At 74.8% G+C, this 16152-nt stretch carries 14 protein-coding genes; 4 read left to right on the forward strand and 10 right to left on the reverse strand.

Annotation, left to right across the window (positions count from 1 at the left end):
* Nucleotides 1–112: 112 nt before the first annotated feature.
* Nucleotides 113–874 (reverse strand): ZIP family metal transporter, encoded by a 762-nt coding sequence (locus tag ABZ716_RS08200; protein WP_358813861.1) that lies wholly within the window; start codon nt 872–874, stop codon nt 113–115.
* A gap of 128 nt (nt 875–1002) precedes the next feature.
* On the opposite strand from ABZ716_RS08200, the gene cobC reads away from it, so the two are divergent.
* Nucleotides 1003–2412 carry an Rv2231c family pyridoxal phosphate-dependent protein CobC gene (cobC, locus tag ABZ716_RS08205; protein WP_358813914.1) on the forward strand — a complete coding sequence of 470 codons (1410 nt, stop codon included), beginning with the start codon at nt 1003–1005 and terminating at the stop codon, nt 2410–2412.
* 262 nt (nt 2413–2674) lie between these two features.
* Complete coding sequence (locus ABZ716_RS08210) at nt 2675–3862, forward strand: CapA family protein (RefSeq protein WP_358957532.1); 1188 nt, start codon at nt 2675–2677, stop codon at nt 3860–3862.
* 19 nt (nt 3863–3881) lie between these two features.
* On the opposite strand, the gene ABZ716_RS08215 is transcribed toward ABZ716_RS08210, so the two are convergent.
* On the reverse strand, nt 3882–4796 hold the full coding sequence (locus ABZ716_RS08215) for an SCO1860 family LAETG-anchored protein (protein ID WP_358957535.1): 915 nt from the start codon (nt 4794–4796) through the stop codon (nt 3882–3884).
* 304 nt (nt 4797–5100) lie between these two features.
* Nucleotides 5101–6195 (reverse strand): amidohydrolase family protein, encoded by a 1095-nt coding sequence (locus tag ABZ716_RS08220; protein ID WP_358813858.1) that lies wholly within the window; start codon nt 6193–6195, stop codon nt 5101–5103.
* A gap of 76 nt (nt 6196–6271) precedes the next feature.
* On the opposite strand from ABZ716_RS08220, the gene ABZ716_RS08225 reads away from it, so the two are divergent.
* The gene (locus tag ABZ716_RS08225) at nt 6272–7339 is read left to right on the forward strand and encodes an aminotransferase class V-fold PLP-dependent enzyme (protein ID WP_358813913.1); all 1068 of its coding nucleotides are present in this window, start codon (nt 6272–6274) and stop codon (nt 7337–7339) included.
* 91 nt (nt 7340–7430) lie between these two features.
* On the opposite strand, the gene ABZ716_RS08230 is transcribed toward ABZ716_RS08225, so the two are convergent.
* The 7 genes from ABZ716_RS08230 to ABZ716_RS08260 form a co-directional block, all read right to left on the reverse strand.
* Nucleotides 7431–8138 carry a DsbA family oxidoreductase gene (locus ABZ716_RS08230; protein WP_358957537.1) on the reverse strand — a complete coding sequence of 236 codons (708 nt, stop codon included), beginning with the start codon at nt 8136–8138 and terminating at the stop codon, nt 7431–7433.
* 90 nt (nt 8139–8228) lie between these two features.
* On the reverse strand, nt 8229–8720 hold the full coding sequence (locus ABZ716_RS08235) for a GNAT family N-acetyltransferase (protein ID WP_358957539.1): 492 nt from the start codon (nt 8718–8720) through the stop codon (nt 8229–8231).
* A gap of 63 nt (nt 8721–8783) precedes the next feature.
* Nucleotides 8784–10232 carry a penicillin-binding transpeptidase domain-containing protein gene (locus ABZ716_RS08240; protein ID WP_358813855.1) on the reverse strand — a complete coding sequence of 483 codons (1449 nt, stop codon included), beginning with the start codon at nt 10230–10232 and terminating at the stop codon, nt 8784–8786.
* Nucleotides 10233–10294: 62 nt separating this feature from the next.
* The gene (locus tag ABZ716_RS08245; protein WP_358957541.1) at nt 10295–10960 is read right to left on the reverse strand and encodes a response regulator transcription factor; all 666 of its coding nucleotides are present in this window, start codon (nt 10958–10960) and stop codon (nt 10295–10297) included.
* Nucleotides 10957–12276, reverse strand: coding sequence for a histidine kinase (locus ABZ716_RS08250; protein WP_358957785.1), 1320 nt, complete (start codon nt 12274–12276; stop codon nt 10957–10959). Before ABZ716_RS08250 ends, ABZ716_RS08245 begins: the two co-directional genes overlap by 4 nt.
* Nucleotides 12277–12458: 182 nt before the next feature.
* A complete protein-coding gene (locus tag ABZ716_RS08255; protein WP_358957544.1) occupies nt 12459–13475 on the reverse strand; it encodes a hypothetical protein in 1017 nt (338 codons plus the stop codon).
* Between the two features lie 93 nt (nt 13476–13568).
* Nucleotides 13569–14417, reverse strand: coding sequence for an IclR family transcriptional regulator (locus tag ABZ716_RS08260; protein ID WP_358813852.1), 849 nt, complete (start codon nt 14415–14417; stop codon nt 13569–13571).
* Nucleotides 14418–14552: 135 nt separating this feature from the next.
* Here ABZ716_RS08260 and ABZ716_RS08265 point away from each other — a divergent pair, with 135 nt between their 5' ends.
* Entirely contained in the window at nt 14553–16076 is a 1524-nt protein-coding gene (locus ABZ716_RS08265) for an aldehyde dehydrogenase (NADP(+)) (protein ID WP_358957547.1), read from the forward strand.
* Nucleotides 16077–16152 lie beyond the last annotated feature (76 nt).

Here is a 16152-nt window from a genome sequence, read left to right on the forward strand (position 1 = left end):
GGGCCCATCCGGCCGCGTGCGCTCGGCCGGCTCGGTGCGCTCAGCCGGCGACGTCTGCTCGGCCGGCTCGGTGCGCTCGGCCGGCGACGTCTGCTCGGCCGACTCGGTGCGTTCAGTCGGCGAGACCGACCACGAGCCAGATCCCGGCCACCCCGCCCACCGTGCACAGCAGCGTGGACAGGGCGGGGTGGCGGTGGTGCGCCTCGGGCAGGATCTCGGCGGCCGCCAGGTAGAGCAGGGCTCCGCCGAAGAATCCGAGATACGCGCCGAGGGGTTCCTCCGGAAGGGTGAACAGCGCGGTGGACGCGGCGCCCACGACGGGGGCCACGGCGTCCGCGAAGAGCATCATCCGGGCCTTGCGGTGGGCGTTCCCGTACAGCCGGGTCAGGGTGTAGGTGTTGAACCCGTCGGCGAAGTCGTGGGTGACGACGGCCAGCGCGACGGCCACGCCCATCCCGCCGCCGACCTGGAAGGCGACGCCGAGGGCGACCCCGTCGGCGAGGCTGTGGCCGACCATGGCCGCGGCGGCGGCGAGCCCCATCTGGGGGACACGGCCGCCGTGCTCATGCCCGTGTCCGTGCCCGTTGCCGTCCCCGTTGGTGCCGCCGTGCGCGGCCTGCCGTACGGCGAGCAGGCGCTCGCCGAGGTGGGCGACGAGAAAGCCCGCCACGAAGAGCAGCAGGGCGAGCGGGACCCCGAAGACCTCCCGGCCGGCGGCGCGCAGGGCCTCCGGGAGCAGGTCCAGGCCCACGACGCCGAGCATCAGCCCGCCGGCCAGACCCAGTACGAGGTGGCGGCGGTCGGTGACGCGCTGCGCCGTCCAGCCGCCCGCCAGCGTCATCAGGAACGCGCCCAGAGCCACGATCAGCGCCATGTGCCCCTGGATACCTACTGGCGGCGCCGCGCGCACTTCCGCCGCGCGGGTGGCGGGCGTCACCGTGTTGACGACAGACGACAGACGACGGACACCAGTACGGAGGGAGGGCCCCGGTGGGTGAGTACGTGACGCGGCTGGTGGTCGGGGTCGGCGGACGCGCGGGGGTTTCCGTGGCGGAGGTCTGCGCGCTGGTCGAGGAGACCCTGCGCGGGGCCGGGCTGACGGCCGCTGCGGTGACGGCGCTGGCCACGGTGGAGTCCAAGACCCGCGAGCCGGGGATCGCGGGTGCGGCGAAACGTTTCGGCGTGCCGTTGGTGGGCTATCCCGCCGAAGAGCTGGCGCGGATACCGGTACCGCATCCCTCTCCGGCCGTGCACGAGGCCGCCGGGACCGCCTCGGTGGCGGAGGCGGCGGCGCTGGCGGGAGGCGGGGAACTCCTCGTGCCCAAGCGCCGTTCGGTGGCGGCGACCTGTGCGGTGGCCACCGTCGAGGAGCACGACCTGCGCCACCACGGGGACGCGGAGGTGGCCGACGCGGGCGGCGCGCTCGTGGACCTCGCGGTGAACGTACGGTCGGACACCCCGCCGGAGTGGCTCAAGCAGCGGATCGCGGCCAGCCTGGGGGACCTCGCGGCGTACCCGGACGGCCGGGCGGCGCGGGCGGCCGTGGCCGCGCGGCACGGGCTGCCGGCCGAGCGGGTGCTGCTGACGGCGGGGGCGGCGGAGGCGTTCGTGCTGATCGCCCGGGCGCTGGAGGCCGAGCGGCCGGTGGTGGTGCACCCGCAGTTCACCGAGCCGGAAGCGGCCCTGAGGGACGCCGGGCACCGGGTGGAGCGGCTGCTGCTGAAGCCCGAGGACGGCTTCCGGCTGGACCCGGCGGCGGTGCCGGAGGAGGCGGACCTGGTGGTGGTGGGCAACCCCACCAACCCGACGTCGGTCCTGCACCCGGCGGCGACGCTGGCCGCGCTGGCCCGGCCGGGGCGGATCCTGGTGGTGGACGAGGCGTTCATGGACGCCGTCCCGGGCGAGCGGGAGGCCCTGGCGGGGCGGATGGACGTGCCGGGGCTGGTGGTGCTGCGGAGCCTGACGAAGACGTGGGGGCTCGCGGGGCTGCGGATCGGCTACGTGCTGGCCGAGCCGGAGGTCATCGCGAAGCTGGCGGCGGCGCAGCCGCTGTGGCCGGTGTCCACCCCGGCGCTGGTGGCGGCGGAGGCGTGTGTGACGCCGGAGGCGCTCGCGGAGGCGGAGGCGGCGGCCCGGCGGATCGCGGTGGACCGGGCACACCTGCTGGCGGGGCTGGCGGAGTTCGAGGAGATCACGGTCGCGGGGGTGGCCGAGGGCCCGTTCGTCCTGATCCGGATCCCCGGCGCGGCGGAGGTCCGCACCCGCCTGCGCGCCCTGGGCTTCGCGGTCCGCCGGGGCGACACCTTCCCGGGCCTGGACCCCACCTGGCTCCGCCTGGCAGTCCGCGACCGCACCACCACGGGCCGCCTCCTCCAGTCCCTGGACCACGCCCTTGCGCTGGTTGCGCGCTGAGGGGGCATCCGGGCGCTGCCCCGCGCCCTCGCGCAGCTGCCGCTGCCTCACCGGGCCCGCAGCTACCGCTGGGTGCCCCTCTCCGCCGCCGACGGGACACCTCCAGCCTCGCCGGCGCTTGAGGCACGGGCGCGGTAGCGACGTGTGGGGAGGCGCGCCGGCGACGGGGGCCCACCCGCCTCCCGGGGGCCGGGGACGGCAGGCGTGTGGGCAGGAGCCCGCCTAGCATGGGCCGGAGCAAACCAGCGACGGGGGGCGGAACATGAGGGTGGCGAGGCGCATAGCCATAGGGCTGGTGGCCGTGGGGGTGGCCGGCGGCGGGGTGTACGCGATACCCCGCCTCCTGGAAAACGGAACGGCGGCCACCGCCGAGCAACGCCTCCAGGCCAAGCCGAACGGCTCCGGCAAGGCCACCGCCCCGGACGGCAGACCGTTCACCCTCGTCGCGACCGGCGACATCATCCCGTACCCGTCCATCATCCAGCGGGCCGCGGACGACGCCGCAGGCACCGGCACCGCCTACGACTTCCGCAAGATACTCGCCGGCGTCAAGCCCATCGTCTCCGCCGCCGACCTGGCGATATGCCACCACGAGATACCGTACGCGAAGCCCGGCGGCCCCTACACCGGCTACCCCGCCTTCAAGGCCCCCCACCAGCTGGCCGACGCCCTCAAGGACGCCGGGTACGACAGTTGCTCCACCGCCTCGAACCACACCCTCGACGACGGTTTCGACGGCCTCTCCCGCACCCTCGACCACCTCGACCGCGTCGGACTCAAGCACGTCGGCTCGGCCCGCGGCGCCGAGGAGGCCAGGGCTCCGGCGCTGCTCTCCGCCGGCGGTGCGCGGGTCGCCCAGCTGGACTACACGTACGGGACGAACGGGATACCGCTCCCGGCCGGCAAGCCCTGGTCGGTCAACCTCATCGACCAGAGCCGCATCATCGCCGACGCCCGCGCGGCCCGGGCGGCCGGCGCGCACGTGGTCGTGCTCAGCGTCCACTGGGGCACCGAGTGGCAGACCGCCCCCGACCAGCAGCAGAAGGACCTGGCCCAGGCCCTCACCGCCTCGCGCGGGGCGGACGGTCTGCCCGACATCGACCTGATCATCGGCACGCACAACCACGTCCCGCAGCCCTACGAGAAGATCAACGGCACCTGGGTCGTCTACGGCATGGGCGACCAGATCGCCAGCTTCTACGAGGCCGAGAAGGCCCGCGGCAACATGTCCTCGATCCCCCGTTTCACCTTCGCCCCGGCGGCCGCGCATCCCGGCCGCTGGGAGGTGGTCAAGGCCGAGTACCTCACCCAGTACTCGGACATGGGCCCGCCGTTCCGCGTCGTCTGCGCCTCCTGCACGGACGAGTACGCCCGGGTGGACAAGGAGGTCACCTCGGCCGTGACCTCACGCGGCGCGACCGCCCAGGGCCTGACGCGCGCGACCCGCTGACGGCAGCCCGCTCCCGTGGCTACGAGCTGCGACGGCGCCGGGTCAGGACGAGCGCGCCCGCGCCGGCGCCGAGCAGGAGCAGCGCGCCGCCCGCGACCCACGGGGTGGCCGGACCGGCCCCCGTCTCGGCGAGGTTGCCCTGGGTGGAGCCGGCCGGCACGGTCTGCGGCTTGACGTCCGGCTTGGCCGCCACGGGCTCGGGCGCGGGCTTCGCATCCGGCTTCGGGGACTCGCAGTGCGCCTCCGCCAGGACCACCTCGCCCTCCACCTTCGCGACGTTGAGGTTGAGCGGGTTCACCGTCACCTTGAGGCGGAGCGCGGCCGCCGCCGCGGTGGTGGAGGTGGTCTGCGTACCGGACAGCTCCAGGGAGAGCCGGCCGACACCCGGGACCTCCACCTGGGTGGGGCCGCCGGCCGTCAGGGTGACCTTCTTGCCGAGGGCGGTGACCGTACCGAGGACGTTGGAGGCGGCGGCCGGCTTCTTCCCCGTCCGGCAGTCGGCCTTGGAGGTGACCTTCTCCACCTCGATGAGGGACAGCGCCGGCAGGCCGGGCACGTGTACCCGGGCGTGGGCGAGGTTCGCCTCGGCCCGGGCGCCGTCCGCGTCGGCGGTCGCCTTGGCGGTGGCGACGTCCGCCTTGAGGACGCTCACCGGCTGCCCCCGCTCGACTCCGTCGAGGGTCACGGTGAGGGCCGTCTTCTCTGCGGTGGCGGGGGCGCTGACCTGGTTGAGGGTGGCCTCCAGCGGTACGTGCACGGCGTTGTTGAGCAGGCTCACGTCCAGTCCGGTCCGCAGGACGACGGCTCCGGAGGTGCCCTGGGCGTTGCCACCGCCGCTGCCGTCGGCGGCGAGGGCGGGGGGTGCGGCGAGCAGGGCGACCGCCCCCGTGGCGAGCAGGACGGCCGCGGGCAGGCGGAAGGTGTTGCTGTTCAAGGTAGCGGGACTCCCCGGGAGTTGGGTGCCGTCGCGGCGCCCATGGGGGACATCGCGCGCGCCGACGGCTTCGACGCTCGAAATCTTTACGCACTGTGGGTGAATGGACAGCCACCTGGCGTGAGTTCACTCCAACGGGTGGTTTCCATGCGCGTATTCGATTTGTCGCGCCCCACACGGCACACGAGTTCCCTGTTATCCCCTGCCTGCCGCCGGCATCACCACTTTTCGGCCACACTTAACGACGGGCGGGGCCGACGCGTCACGCCCCGTCAACCCCGCACCCGTCGGCCGCCGTTCCGGCTCAGGCGCGGACCGCCCCGTTCACGACCACCCGTTCCGGCTGCGCCAGCACCCGTACGTCCTCGCGCGGATCGGAGCCGTAGACCACCAGGTCGGCGGGTGCGCCCTCGGTCAGCCCGGGCCGGCCGAGCCAGGCACGGGCCGCCCAGGCCGTCGCCGAGAGGGCGTCGAGCGGCGGGATCCCGGCCTTCACCAGCTCCTGCACCTCGGCGGCGACCAGCCCGTGCGGCAGGGAACCGCCCGCGTCCGTACCGACGTACACCCCGATGCCCGCGTCCCAGGCCGCGCGGACGGTGTCGTAGCGGCGCTCGTGGAGCCGGCGCATATGGGCCGACCAGCGGGGGAACTTGGCCTCGCCGCCCGCCGCCAGCTTGGGGAACGTCGCGATGTTGACGAGCGTGGGCACGATCGCGACGCCGCGCTCCGCGAACAGCGGGATGGTCTCCTCGGTCAGCCCTGTGGCGTGCTCGATACAGTCGATGCCCGCCTCGACGAGGTCCCGCAGCGAGTCCTCGGCGAAGCAGTGCGCGGTGACCCGGGCGCCGAGCCGGTGCGCCTCGGCGATGGCCGCCTCGACCTCGGCCCGTGGCCAGCAGGCCGTCAGGTCGCCGGCCTCGCGGTCGATCCAGTCCCCCACCAGCTTGACCCAGCCGTCACCGCGCCGGGCCTCCCGGCCGACGTACTCGACCAGCTGCGGCGGCTCGATCTCGTGCGCATAGTTGCGGATGTAGCGGCGGGTGCGGGCGATGTGCCGGCCGGCCCGGATGATCTTCGGGAGGTCCTCGCGGCCGTCGATCCAGCGGGTGTCGGAGGGGGAGCCCGCGTCGCGGATGAGGAGGGTGCCGGCGTCCCGGTCGGTGAGGGCCTGCGCCTCGGCGGTCGCCGCGTCCACCGGGCCGTGGGCGTCGAGACCGACGTGGCAGTGCGCGTCGACCAGGCCGGGCAGCGCCCAGCCGGTGACGGTGGTGACCTCGCGGGCGGCGGCCGGCCGCTCGTAGGTGATCCGTCCGCCCACCACCCAGAGCTCGTCGTGGACCTCGTCGGGCCCGGCGAGCACGCGTCCCTTCACATGGAGCACACCGTTGTGATCACTCATGTCCGCACTGTACGTGCGCGCTGGATAGGCTCGGCGGGTGACCCCGGACGAAGAGAGCAGCACCGTGACCACCGCCGTGACCCACCCCCTCCTGGACCTTCCGCCGCTGACCGCCGAGCGTTTCGCCGCCATCGAGCGGGGCGTCGCGCGGCTGCTGGACACCCGGCACGACGTGGTGATCACCCAGGGCGAGGCGCTGCTGCCGCTGGAGGGCTGCATCCGCTCCGGGGCGCGGCCGGGCTCGACCGCGCTGAACGTGGTCACCGGCCCGTACGGGACCACGTTCGGCAACTGGCTGCGCGACGCCGGGGCGAAGGTCGTGGACCTGGCGGTGCCCTTCGACACGGCGGTCAGCGGGGAGCAGGTGGCCCGCGCGCTGGCGGAGCACCCGGAGATCGACTTCGTCTCGCTGGTGCACGCCGAGGCGGCCACCGGCAACACCAACCCGGTCGCGGAGATCGGTGAGGCCGTACGGGCCCACGGGGCGCTGTTCATGCTGGACGCGGTCGCCTCGGTGGGCGCCGAGCCGCTGCTGCCGGACGCGTGGGGCGTGGACCTGTGCGTGATCGGCGGACAGAAGGCCATGGGCGGCCCGGCGGGGGTCTCGGCGGTGTCGGTGAGCGAGCGGGCGTGGGAGCGGTTCGCGGCCAACCCGGCCGCGCCCCGGCGCTCGTACCTGTCCCTGCTGGACTGGAAGGAACGCTGGATCGACGGCGGCCGGACGACCCTGCCGCACGCGCCGGCGCAGTTGGAGATGCTGGCGCTGGAGGCGTGCCTGGAGCGGATCGGGCGGGAGGGGCTGGAGGGTGTGCTCGGCCGGCACGCGTCGGCGGCCCGCGCCACCAGGGCGGGCGCGGCGGCGCTGGGCCTGGCCCCGTGGGTGGGCGACCCGGCGCAGGCGGCCCCGGTGGCGACCACGCTGCGGGTGCCGGACGCCGCGCGGGTGGTGGCCGGGGCCCTGGCGGCGGACGCGTCGGCCCCGCTGGCGGCGGGCGGCGGGGCGCTCGCGCGGGAGATGGTACGGGTCAACCACTACGGCCCGGCGGCCTCGCGGGAGGCGGTCGCGGCCTCGCTGCGCGCCCTGGCCGCGGCCCTGTCGGCGGATCCTCGGGCCGCGCTGGAGGCGGCCGCGGCGGCCTGGTAGCGGCCGGCCGTCCGGTCCGCCCGGCGGGGCGGCCGCCGCGGAAGCGTGCGGCGCGCCCCGGCGGGGTGGGGCAAGTCCCGGGTTCCCGGGGTCAGCTCTGCGGGGCGGCGCAGGAGCCGTCCGGCTCGCAGGCTTCCGCGCCGGCGGCGGGCTCGGGCAGTTCGCGGCCGGCCCATGCCTGCTCCAGGGCCCGGGTGAACACCTCGGCGGGCTGGCCTCCGGAGATGCCGTAGCGGCGGTCGAGGACGAAGAACGGGACGGCGTTGGCGCCCAGTTCGGCGGCCTCGCGCTCGTCGGCCCGGACCTCGGCGGCGTACGCGGAGTCGTCGGCGAGGACGGCGCGGGCCTCCGCCTCGTCCAGACCGGCCTCCACGGCGAGGGCGAGCAGCACCTCCGCGTCGAAGACCGACCGCTCCTCGGCGAAGTGGGCCCGGAAGGCGAGGTCGAGGAGCTCCACCTGACGGCCGCGGGCGGCGGCCAGGTGCAGGAGGCGGTGGATGTCGAAGGTGTTGCCGTGGTCGCGGCCGTCGGTCAGGTACTCCAGCCCCTCGGCGCGGGCGCTGGCGGCGACGTGCTCCTCCATGCCGCGCGCCTCGTCCAGGGTGCGGCCGTACTTGCGGGCGAGCATCTCCAGGACGGGAGCGGTGACGCCCTTGGCGCTGTGGGGGTCGAGCTCGAAGGAGCGGTAGACCACCTCCACCTCGTCGCGGTGCGCGAACTCGGCCAGTCCCTTGGTGAACCGGGCCTTCCCGATGTAGCACCAGGGACAAGCGATATCGCTCCAGATCTCGACGCGCATGATCCTTCTACTCTCCGGATTCCGGTGGGGGTCGGGCGGGGGCTTCGCGGGGGCGAAACGGTTTGAGGTTCAACCAATCGCCGTCCCGTCTCATTCCCCGGACGCCTCCCGCACCTCCAGCCACAGGGTGCGGTGGGAGCCGGAGGGGACGGCCGCGGGGTCGGGCCGCCAGCCGTGGGAGGCGTAGAACGCCTGGGCGCGGAGGTTGTGCCCGTAGACCTCCAGCCGGACGCGTTCCACCCCGGCCCGGCGCCAGGCGGCGAGGCAGGCGGCGTGCAGGGCGGCGCCGGTACCCCGGCGCCAGTGGTCGGGGTCCACATGGAGCTGGGTGAGGGTGGTCGTGCCGTCGGCGGTGAGGAAGGCGGCCACCCCGGTGATCTGCCCGTCCCGCTCGGCGCAGAAGACCCGGCCCTCGGCCTCCGGCCGTCTCACGGCACGGGACCAGCCCTCGCGGGAGCGGGCCAGCTCCGCCTCGCCCGCGTATGCCTGCTCGGGGATGCGGCCCCGGTAGTAGGTGACGCGCGCCCGGGTGTGCAGGGCGGCGATGGCGTCCAGGTCTTCGAGGAGTGCGGTCCTGATCATGGGAAGGGGAACGCGCCGGGAACCCGGCAGGTTCCCGGCGCGCCATGGTCCTCCAGGCGGCGGCTACTTCTTCAGCCAGGCCGCCATCATCTTCTGGGCGATGGGCGCGGCCAGCCTGCCGCCGCCGATCTCGGAGCGGTCGGTGTCCGAGTTCTCGATCATCACGGCCACCGCGATCTGCTTGTCCCCGGCCTTGCCGTACGAGGTGAACCAGGCGAGGGGCGGGATGTTGTTGTTGACGCCGCGCTGGGCGGTACCGGTCTTGCCGCCGACCTCGGCGCCCGCCACCTGCGCGGGCTTGCCGCCGCCCTCGGTGGCGACGGTGCGCATGGCGTCCTGGAGCATCGAGGCGGTCCGGGAGCTCAGGACCTGCTGGACCTTCGGCTCCTTGAAGCTCTCCAGCACGGTGCCGCCGGAGTCGGTCACCTCCGAGACCATGTGCGGGGCGACGAGCTTGCCGCCGTTCTCGATGGCGGCGGTCACCATGGCCATCTGGAGCGGGGTGGCCTGGACGTCGAACTGGCCGATACCGGTCTGCGCGACCTGGTCGACGGACAGCTTCCCCGTCGGGTACTTGCTCGGCGGGTTGGTGCGGACCGGGGTGTCGATCTGCGTGTTGAAGCCGAGCTTCTCGGCCATGGCCCGCATCTTGTCCTGGCCGAGCCTGGAGGCCAGCTCCGCGAAGACGTTGTTGCAGGACAGCTTGAGGGCGGTGCGGGTGGAGACGTTGTCGCACGCCTGGTCGCCCGCCTCGCTGGGCAGCTTGGTGCGGGTGCCGGGGATCGTGTAGGCGCCGGGGATCCCGGTCGGCTGGTCGATGCTGGAGACCAGCCCGTTCTCGATCGCCGCGGCCAGGGTGACCAGCTTGAAGGTGGAGCCGGGGGCCTGGGGCTTGCGCAGGGCCACGTTCTCCATGGCCTTGCCCTTGTCGGCGGAGAGCTCGTCCCAGGCGGCCTGGTCACCGGCCCCCGAGATCCGGCCCGGGTCGTAGGAGGGGTTGTTGACCACGGCGAGGATCTCCCCGGTCGCCGGGTCGATGGCCACGGCGGCGCCCTGCTTGCCGTCGAGGGCGTCGTAGGCGGCCTTCTGCACGTCCTTGTCGATGGTGGTCAGGACGTTGCCGGGGGCGGCCCGCTTGTTGGTGAGGACGTCCATCACCGTCTTCAGCCGGCTGTCCGAGCCGTTGAGGATGTTCTTGTAGACCCCTTCCAGCATGCTGGTGCCGAACGCCTGGGAGCTGTAGCCGGTGATCGGGGCGTAGAGGGGGCCGTCGGTGTAGGTCCGCTTGTAGCCGAAGTCCTTGCCTCCCGTCTTCTCGGATCCGGTGATCGCCGTCCCGCCCACGATGATGTTGCCCAGCGGGTTCTCGTACTGCCCGATGAGGTTGCGGCGGTTGTTCTTGTTGTCTGCGAGGGCCTGGCCTTGGTACGCCTGCACCCAGGTGACCCGCACCAAGAGGGCCAGCACCAGAAGCAGACAGAAGACCGACGCACGCCTGATCGTCTTGTTCATCCCCCAGAAGGACGTCCCGCGGCCCCCGCGCGTTCCGCTCTGCCCCGATTGTGGCGGGGTTCTCAGGTTTTCTTCATGAGGAAGCCCCCTTCGTAGGCGGCGATGACCGCCTGGGTGCGGTCGCGGGAGCCGGTCTTGGCGAGGACGGCGGCCACATGCGTCTTGACGGTCTGCGTGCCGACGCCGAGGTGCCCGCTGATCTCCTGGTTGGACAGTCCGGCGGCCATCAGGCGCAGGACGTCGGCCTCCCGGTCCGTGAGCCGGGCCGCCCAGGCGGGGGGCGCGGGCGGGGCGGCCGAGGTGTGGGCGGCGGCCAGGGTGCGGACGGCCGCCGGGAAGAGCAGGGAGTCCCCGCGGGCGACGAGCCGGACCGCGCCGATCAGCTCGTCCGGCTCGGCGCGCTTGAGGAGGAACCCGGCCGCGCCCGCGCGCAGCGCGTCGTAGACGTAGGCGTCGTTCTCGAAGGTGGTGACGACCACGATCCTGGGCGGGTCGGCCAGGGTGGCGAGGATCTGCTCGGTGGCGCGGATGCCGTCGATCTCGGGCATGCGCACGTCCATGAGGACGATGTCGGGGGTGAGGGAGCGGACCAGGGAGACGGCCTCGGCTCCGGTGGCCGCCTCACCGACCACCTCCAGGTCGTCCTCGGCGTCGAGGATGACCCGCAGGGCGGTACGGACCATCCGCTCGTCATCGGCGATGACCACGCGCAGCGGCGGCCGGCTCACCGCCCGGCTCCCGGAAGGCCGCGGCGTGCCGGCGAAGGCAGGGGTGCCGGGGGCCGGCCGGGCGGGGGCACGGGCGACGGGTTCCCGGCGTCGGCGGGCGGCCCCGCGAGGGCTCCGCCGAGCGGCAGGACCGCCCGCAGCCGCCAGCCGTCCCCGTGCGGTCCGGCTTCGACGCGGCCGCCGAGGAGGGCGGCCCGCTCGGCGGCGCCGCGCAGCCCGCGGCCGCCGGTGGTGCGCCGGGGGCCGTCCTCCCAGGCGGGCGGCCCCGGGGCGGCGGACGGGTTGGTCATGGTGATCTCCAGTTCGCGGTGTCCGTCGGACGGGTGGGCGCGGATCAGCAGGGCGACGGGGCCGGTGCCATGGCGCAGGGCGTTGCTCAGGCCCTCCTGGACGATCCGGTACGCCTCTCGGGAGGTGATCGCCGGGAGCTGCGACCAGTCCCCGGCGGGGCCGGGGTCCTCCTCGGCGGTGAGGGCGGTGCCGCCGGCCCGGGTGCGGGCCAGCAGCCCGTCGAGGTCGCCGGCCAGGGTGGGGGCGGGCATGGCGTCGGCGCGGGCCGGGTCCCCGTCGCGCAGCAGGCCGAGGACCGCGTCGAGCTCGCCCACGGTGCGCCGGGTGGTCTCCTCGATCGCGGCGAGCGCCTCGCGCACGAACTCCGGGTCGCGGTCGAGGACCCGCCGGGCCGCGCCCGCCTGGAGGGTGACGGCGCTCAGCGCGTGTCCCACGGCGTCGTGCAGCTCCCGGGCCAGCCGGTTGCGCACGGCGAGGTCGGCGGCGCGTTCCTCGGCGGCGGCCAGCCGGTCCGCCGCGGTCGGCCCGAGGAGTACGGGCGCGAGCCGGGCCAGCAGCGCCCCCGCGGCGGCGCAGAGGGCGGCGAGCGCCGCCAGCACTCCGGCCCCGACGAACGGGGAGACGTACCCTGGCGCCTCCGCGCTGAGCCAGGCCGCCTCGCCCATCGCGGCCCGCACCGCCCCGGAGAACGGCATGACGATCAGCGCCACCCCCAGCGGGGGCACCGCCAGGCTCAGCCCGCTGACCACCGCCCCGGTCCCCAGGTGCAGGGTCCACCAGGCGGCGGCCCGCCAGCGGGCCCCCCAGGACCGGGCCGGGCCGTCCGCCAGCCGCTCCCCGGGCACCCCCGTCATCACCCGGACCGCCGTCGCCGACAGCGGCCGGACCAGCCCGAACAGCCCCGTCACCGCGATCAGCGGCAGGCACGCCACGTAGGAGACCAGGGTCAGCGGAGGGGAAGCCAGGGCGTTGACCCCGCCGGCCGCCACACCCACCACGACCTCGGTGAGCAGGAAGTACGGCATGAGGAGGGCACCGCCGAGTACCAGATGCACCCACCGCAGCCGGGCCCGCGCCCCCCACAGCCCCCCGGCCCACCGCCGCACCACCCCGGGACCCCCGGCCCGCCGCCCCGCACCGAAGCCACCCCCGCTCACTGCCGCCCCCTCCGTCCGTTCTTCTCCCCCGCCGGCATCCCCGGCCCCGCTCAGTTTCCCGCGTCGGCCCCCGACCGGCTCCGCCCCCGGGCCCGGAGGTAGTGCGTGAGCACGGCCCCGGCCAGCAGCCCGGTGATCACCTGGCCGGCGTAGGTGAGGAGGAACAAGGCGCCGGAGTCCTCCTCCTCACCCAGGTTCACCCCCAGGCCGGCCGCCAGGATCCACGCCCCCCAGCACAGCGTCGCCGACGAGCCGATCCACGTGAGGACCAGCGGCCCCCTCGCCGGGCGGGACCCGCCCCGGGCCAGCGTCACCGCCCCGGCCGCGGCGGCGAGGGCGCATGTCAGGTGCGCCGCCGATACCACGCCGCTCTCCGCCGAGTACACCGCCGCACGCCCGGCGGACAGCCCGGCGGATCCGCCGAAGGCCCAGTACGCCTGGACCACGCCCACCGCGGCACCCGTCAGCGCGGCCACTCCCGCCACCACCCCCGTGGGAGGCGGGAGTTTCCGCCCGAGCGCCTCCTGCCAGCGCCCGCCCCAGCGCTCCCGGGCGTAGGGCACGAACAGTCCGGCCAGGGCGAGCGCCTGGAGGATGAAGCCGCCGTAGACGACGGAGTACACCCAGGGGTCGAGGAAGGGCTCCCGGGCGGCCCGAACCGCCTCACCGGCGCCCAGACCCACGGCCCTGACCAGGAGCTGGGCCGGGAAGGCCAGGACGATCGGGGTGAGCAGCCCGGTGGCGACGAAGACCGGCGGCGTCAGCAGCCACCCGGGAACCCGCCGCCCCCACGGACGGGTGAGCAGCAGTGCCAGCAGGACCACGCAGGCGTCCATGGTGAGCGTGAGCGCGTTGGCCACCGCCAGAACCGTCCCGCCCTTCAGCAGGATGCTGTTCTCCGGTATGCCCACCCGGCTCCCGGCCAGCCAGGTGACCTTGAGGGCCAGGTACGGCAGCGTGGCGGACATGGCGACGGCCCGCAGGATCCGCCGCCGGCCCCCCAGGCGGGGAGCCGGCGGCCGCGTCGTGCTCAGCGGGTGCGTCCCGTGGACGGTTCGTGTGCTCATGCCCCCACGGTCCCGTGCGCGGCGCTCCACCACCTCCCCCGCGAGGGGGAACCGCCTCCCCCGTGCGGGGGAGGAACTCCCGCGCCCGGCAGCTCACATGCGCCGCGTCACCACCGTCAGCCGGTCCCGCGCCTCGAACAGCGCGGCTTTGATCGTCCTCTCGTGGTCCTCCGTCAACCGCGCCACCGGAACCGAGCAGCTCACCGCGTCCCGGGCGGGCGTGCGGTACGGGACGGCCACGCCGAAGCAGCGCAGCCCGAGCGTGTTCTCCTCCCGGTCGACCGCGTACCCCTGTTCCCGTACCCGTGCCAGCTCCTCCACCAGCCGCTCCCGGTCCGTGATGGTGTGCTCGGTGACGGCCTCAAGCCGCTTCGGCAGCATCCTGCGCACCTCGTCGTCGGTATGCGTGGCCAGCAGCGCCTTGCCCAGGGCGGTGGAGTGGACGGGCAGCCGCCGGCCGACCCGGGTGAAGGGGCGCAGGTAGTGCCGGGACGGCCGGGTGGCGAGGTAGACGACGCTGGCCCCGTCCAGCCGGGCCAGGTGGATGGTCTCGGTGGTGTCGTCGGAGAGCCGGTCCAGGCTGGGCCGGGCCGCCGCGACCACCTCGTCCCCGTCGATGTACGAGCTGCCGACCAGCAGGGCCCGTACGCCGATGCCGTAGCGGGTGCCGGTGGCGTCCGTCTCCACCCAGCCCAGGTTCACCAGGGTGCGCAGCAGCATGTAGAGGCTGGACTTGGGCAGGGAGAGGTCGTTCTGGATGTCGGCGAGGCTGTGCAGTCCCGGATGGGCGGCGAAGTGCTCCAGCAGCAGCACCGTCCGCACGGCCGACTTCACCGGAGGGGCTGTCGCGGGGAGTCCGGGTCCGGACGTCACCGCAGGTCCCGGTGCGGGGATTCCCGGTGCGGGAGGGCCGGTGGTTCCGGCCGGCTCGGCTGTCGTCATGCGCCTGCTTCCCCTCTGGTCGGGTCTGTCGCCCCTTGTCACCCGGTGGACGCGGACCTAGAGTCCGCAGAGAAGTGATCATTCAGTCACCGGAACGGCGTTCAGAATACTGAACGATCCGAGGAGGAGCGGGCCATGACGGCGAATCCAGTCTGGAGTGTGGACCCCCGCACCGGGAAGCAGCGCGAGCGGGTTGCGGTGGAAGCCACAGCCGCTGACGTGGACGCGGCCGTCCGGGCGGCCCACGCCGCGCGCGGCGCCCTGGCCGACCGGGCCGCCCGCGCCGCCTTCCTGCGCGCCGCCGCCGGCCTGCTGGACGGGGCCGCCGCACAGGTCGTGGAGAGCGCCGACGCCGAGACGGCGCTGGGCGGCGCCCGCCTCACCGGCGAGCTCGCCCGTACCACCGGCCAGCTGCGGGCCTTCGCCGAGGTGATCGAGGAGGGCGCGTACCTCGACATCCGCGTCGACCGGGCCGACCCCTCCCTCACCCCGCCGCGCCCCGAACTGCGCCGCTACAAGGTGCCGCTGGGCGTGGTCGCCGTGTACGCCGCCTCCAACTTCCCGCTGGCCTTCTCCGTGCCCGGAGGGGACACCGCGAGCGCCCTCGCCGCCGGCTGCCCGGTGGTGGTCAAGGCCCACCCGGACCATCCGGCCACCTCCGAGCTGTGCGGTGCGCTGCTGCGCCGGGCGGCCGTCGAGAGCGGGCTGCCGGCGGACGTGGTGACGGTGGTCCACGGCTTCGATGCCGGCCTGGAGCTGATCCGCCACCCGCTCGTCTCCGCCGCCGGGTTCACCGGTTCCATCCGGGGCGGCCGGGCCCTGTTCGACGCGGCCGCCGCCCGTCCCGTGCCGATCCCCTTCCACGGCGAGCTCGGCTCCCTCAACCCCGTCGTGGTCACCCCGGCGGCCGCCGCCGAGCGCGCCGAGGAGATCGGCTCCGGACTGGCCGCCTCCGTCACCCTGGGCGTGGGCCAGTTCTGCGTGAAGCCCGGCCTGGTGCTGGTACCGGAAGGGGCGGACGGGGACCTGCTCACCGCCGCGCTCGCCAAGCAGCTCGGCCAGACCGGCCCGGGGGTGCTGCTCGACCACCGGATGCGGGACGCCTTCACCGCCGGGGTGCGCGAACGGGCCGCCCTGCCCTGGGTCGGCGCTCCCGTCACCCCCGGCCCGGACGGCGAGCACGGCGTCCGGGCCGGGTATCTGGCCGTCGCGGCGGCGCGCCTGCTGGAGGGCGGCCCGTACGAGCTGCTCCTGGAGGAGTGCTTCGGCCCGGTGACGGTCGTCGTCCGCTACGGGGGTGCGGACGAGGCCGCCGCGGTACTGGCCCGGCTCGGCGGGAACCTGAGCGCCACCCTCCAGCTGTCGCGGGCCGAGACCGAGGGCGCTCCCGGGCCCGCCTCCGCCCTGATCGCGCAGGTCACGGGGCTGGCGGGGAGGATCGTGGTGAACGGCTGGCCGACCGGGGTCGCGGTGGCCCCGGCCCAGCACCACGGCGGCCCCTACCCGGCGGCGACCTCGCACTCCACCTCCGTCGGCGGCACGGCGATCGAGCGGTGGCTGCGCCCGGTGGCCTACCAGTCGGTGCCGGACGCCCTGCTCCCGCCGGAGCTGCGCGAGGCCAACCCGCTGGGGCTCCCGCGTCGCGTCACGGGCGCCTGAACGGAACCCGCCCGGGGGCAGGGCGGCACATCCGGCCGGCGCCGAAAATCCGCCGAGGGTAAGGGAACGGCAAAGC

The sequence above is a fragment of the Streptomyces sp. NPDC006687 genome, from assembly GCF_040636215.1.
In the GTDB taxonomy this organism is placed as follows: Bacteria; Actinomycetota; Actinomycetes; order Streptomycetales; family Streptomycetaceae; genus Streptomyces.

Excerpts from the sequence above, each read along its gene's own strand:
- ABZ716_RS08200 (WP_358813861.1), bottom strand. The coding sequence starts at position 874 with ATGGCGCTGATCGTGGCTCTGGGCGCGTTCCTGATGACGCTGGCGGGC.
- ABZ716_RS08210 (WP_358957532.1), top strand. The coding sequence starts at position 2,675 with ATGAGGGTGGCGAGGCGCATAGCCATAGGGCTGGTGGCCGTGGGGGTG.
- ABZ716_RS08220 (WP_358813858.1), bottom strand. The coding sequence starts at position 6,195 with ATGAGTGATCACAACGGTGTGCTCCATGTGAAGGGACGCGTGCTCGCC.
- ABZ716_RS08230 (WP_358957537.1), bottom strand. The coding sequence starts at position 8,138 with ATGCGCGTCGAGATCTGGAGCGATATCGCTTGTCCCTGGTGCTACATC.
- ABZ716_RS08235 (WP_358957539.1), bottom strand. The coding sequence starts at position 8,720 with ATGATCAGGACCGCACTCCTCGAAGACCTGGACGCCATCGCCGCCCTG.
- ABZ716_RS08240 (WP_358813855.1), bottom strand. The coding sequence starts at position 10,232 with ATGAACAAGACGATCAGGCGTGCGTCGGTCTTCTGTCTGCTTCTGGTG.
- ABZ716_RS08250 (WP_358957785.1), bottom strand. The coding sequence starts at position 12,276 with ATGCCGTACTTCCTGCTCACCGAGGTCGTGGTGGGTGTGGCGGCCGGC.
- ABZ716_RS08255 (WP_358957544.1), bottom strand. The coding sequence starts at position 13,475 with ATGAGCACACGAACCGTCCACGGGACGCACCCGCTGAGCACGACGCGG.
- ABZ716_RS08260 (WP_358813852.1), bottom strand. The coding sequence starts at position 14,417 with ATGACGACAGCCGAGCCGGCCGGAACCACCGGCCCTCCCGCACCGGGA.
- ABZ716_RS08265 (WP_358957547.1), top strand. The coding sequence starts at position 14,553 with ATGACGGCGAATCCAGTCTGGAGTGTGGACCCCCGCACCGGGAAGCAG.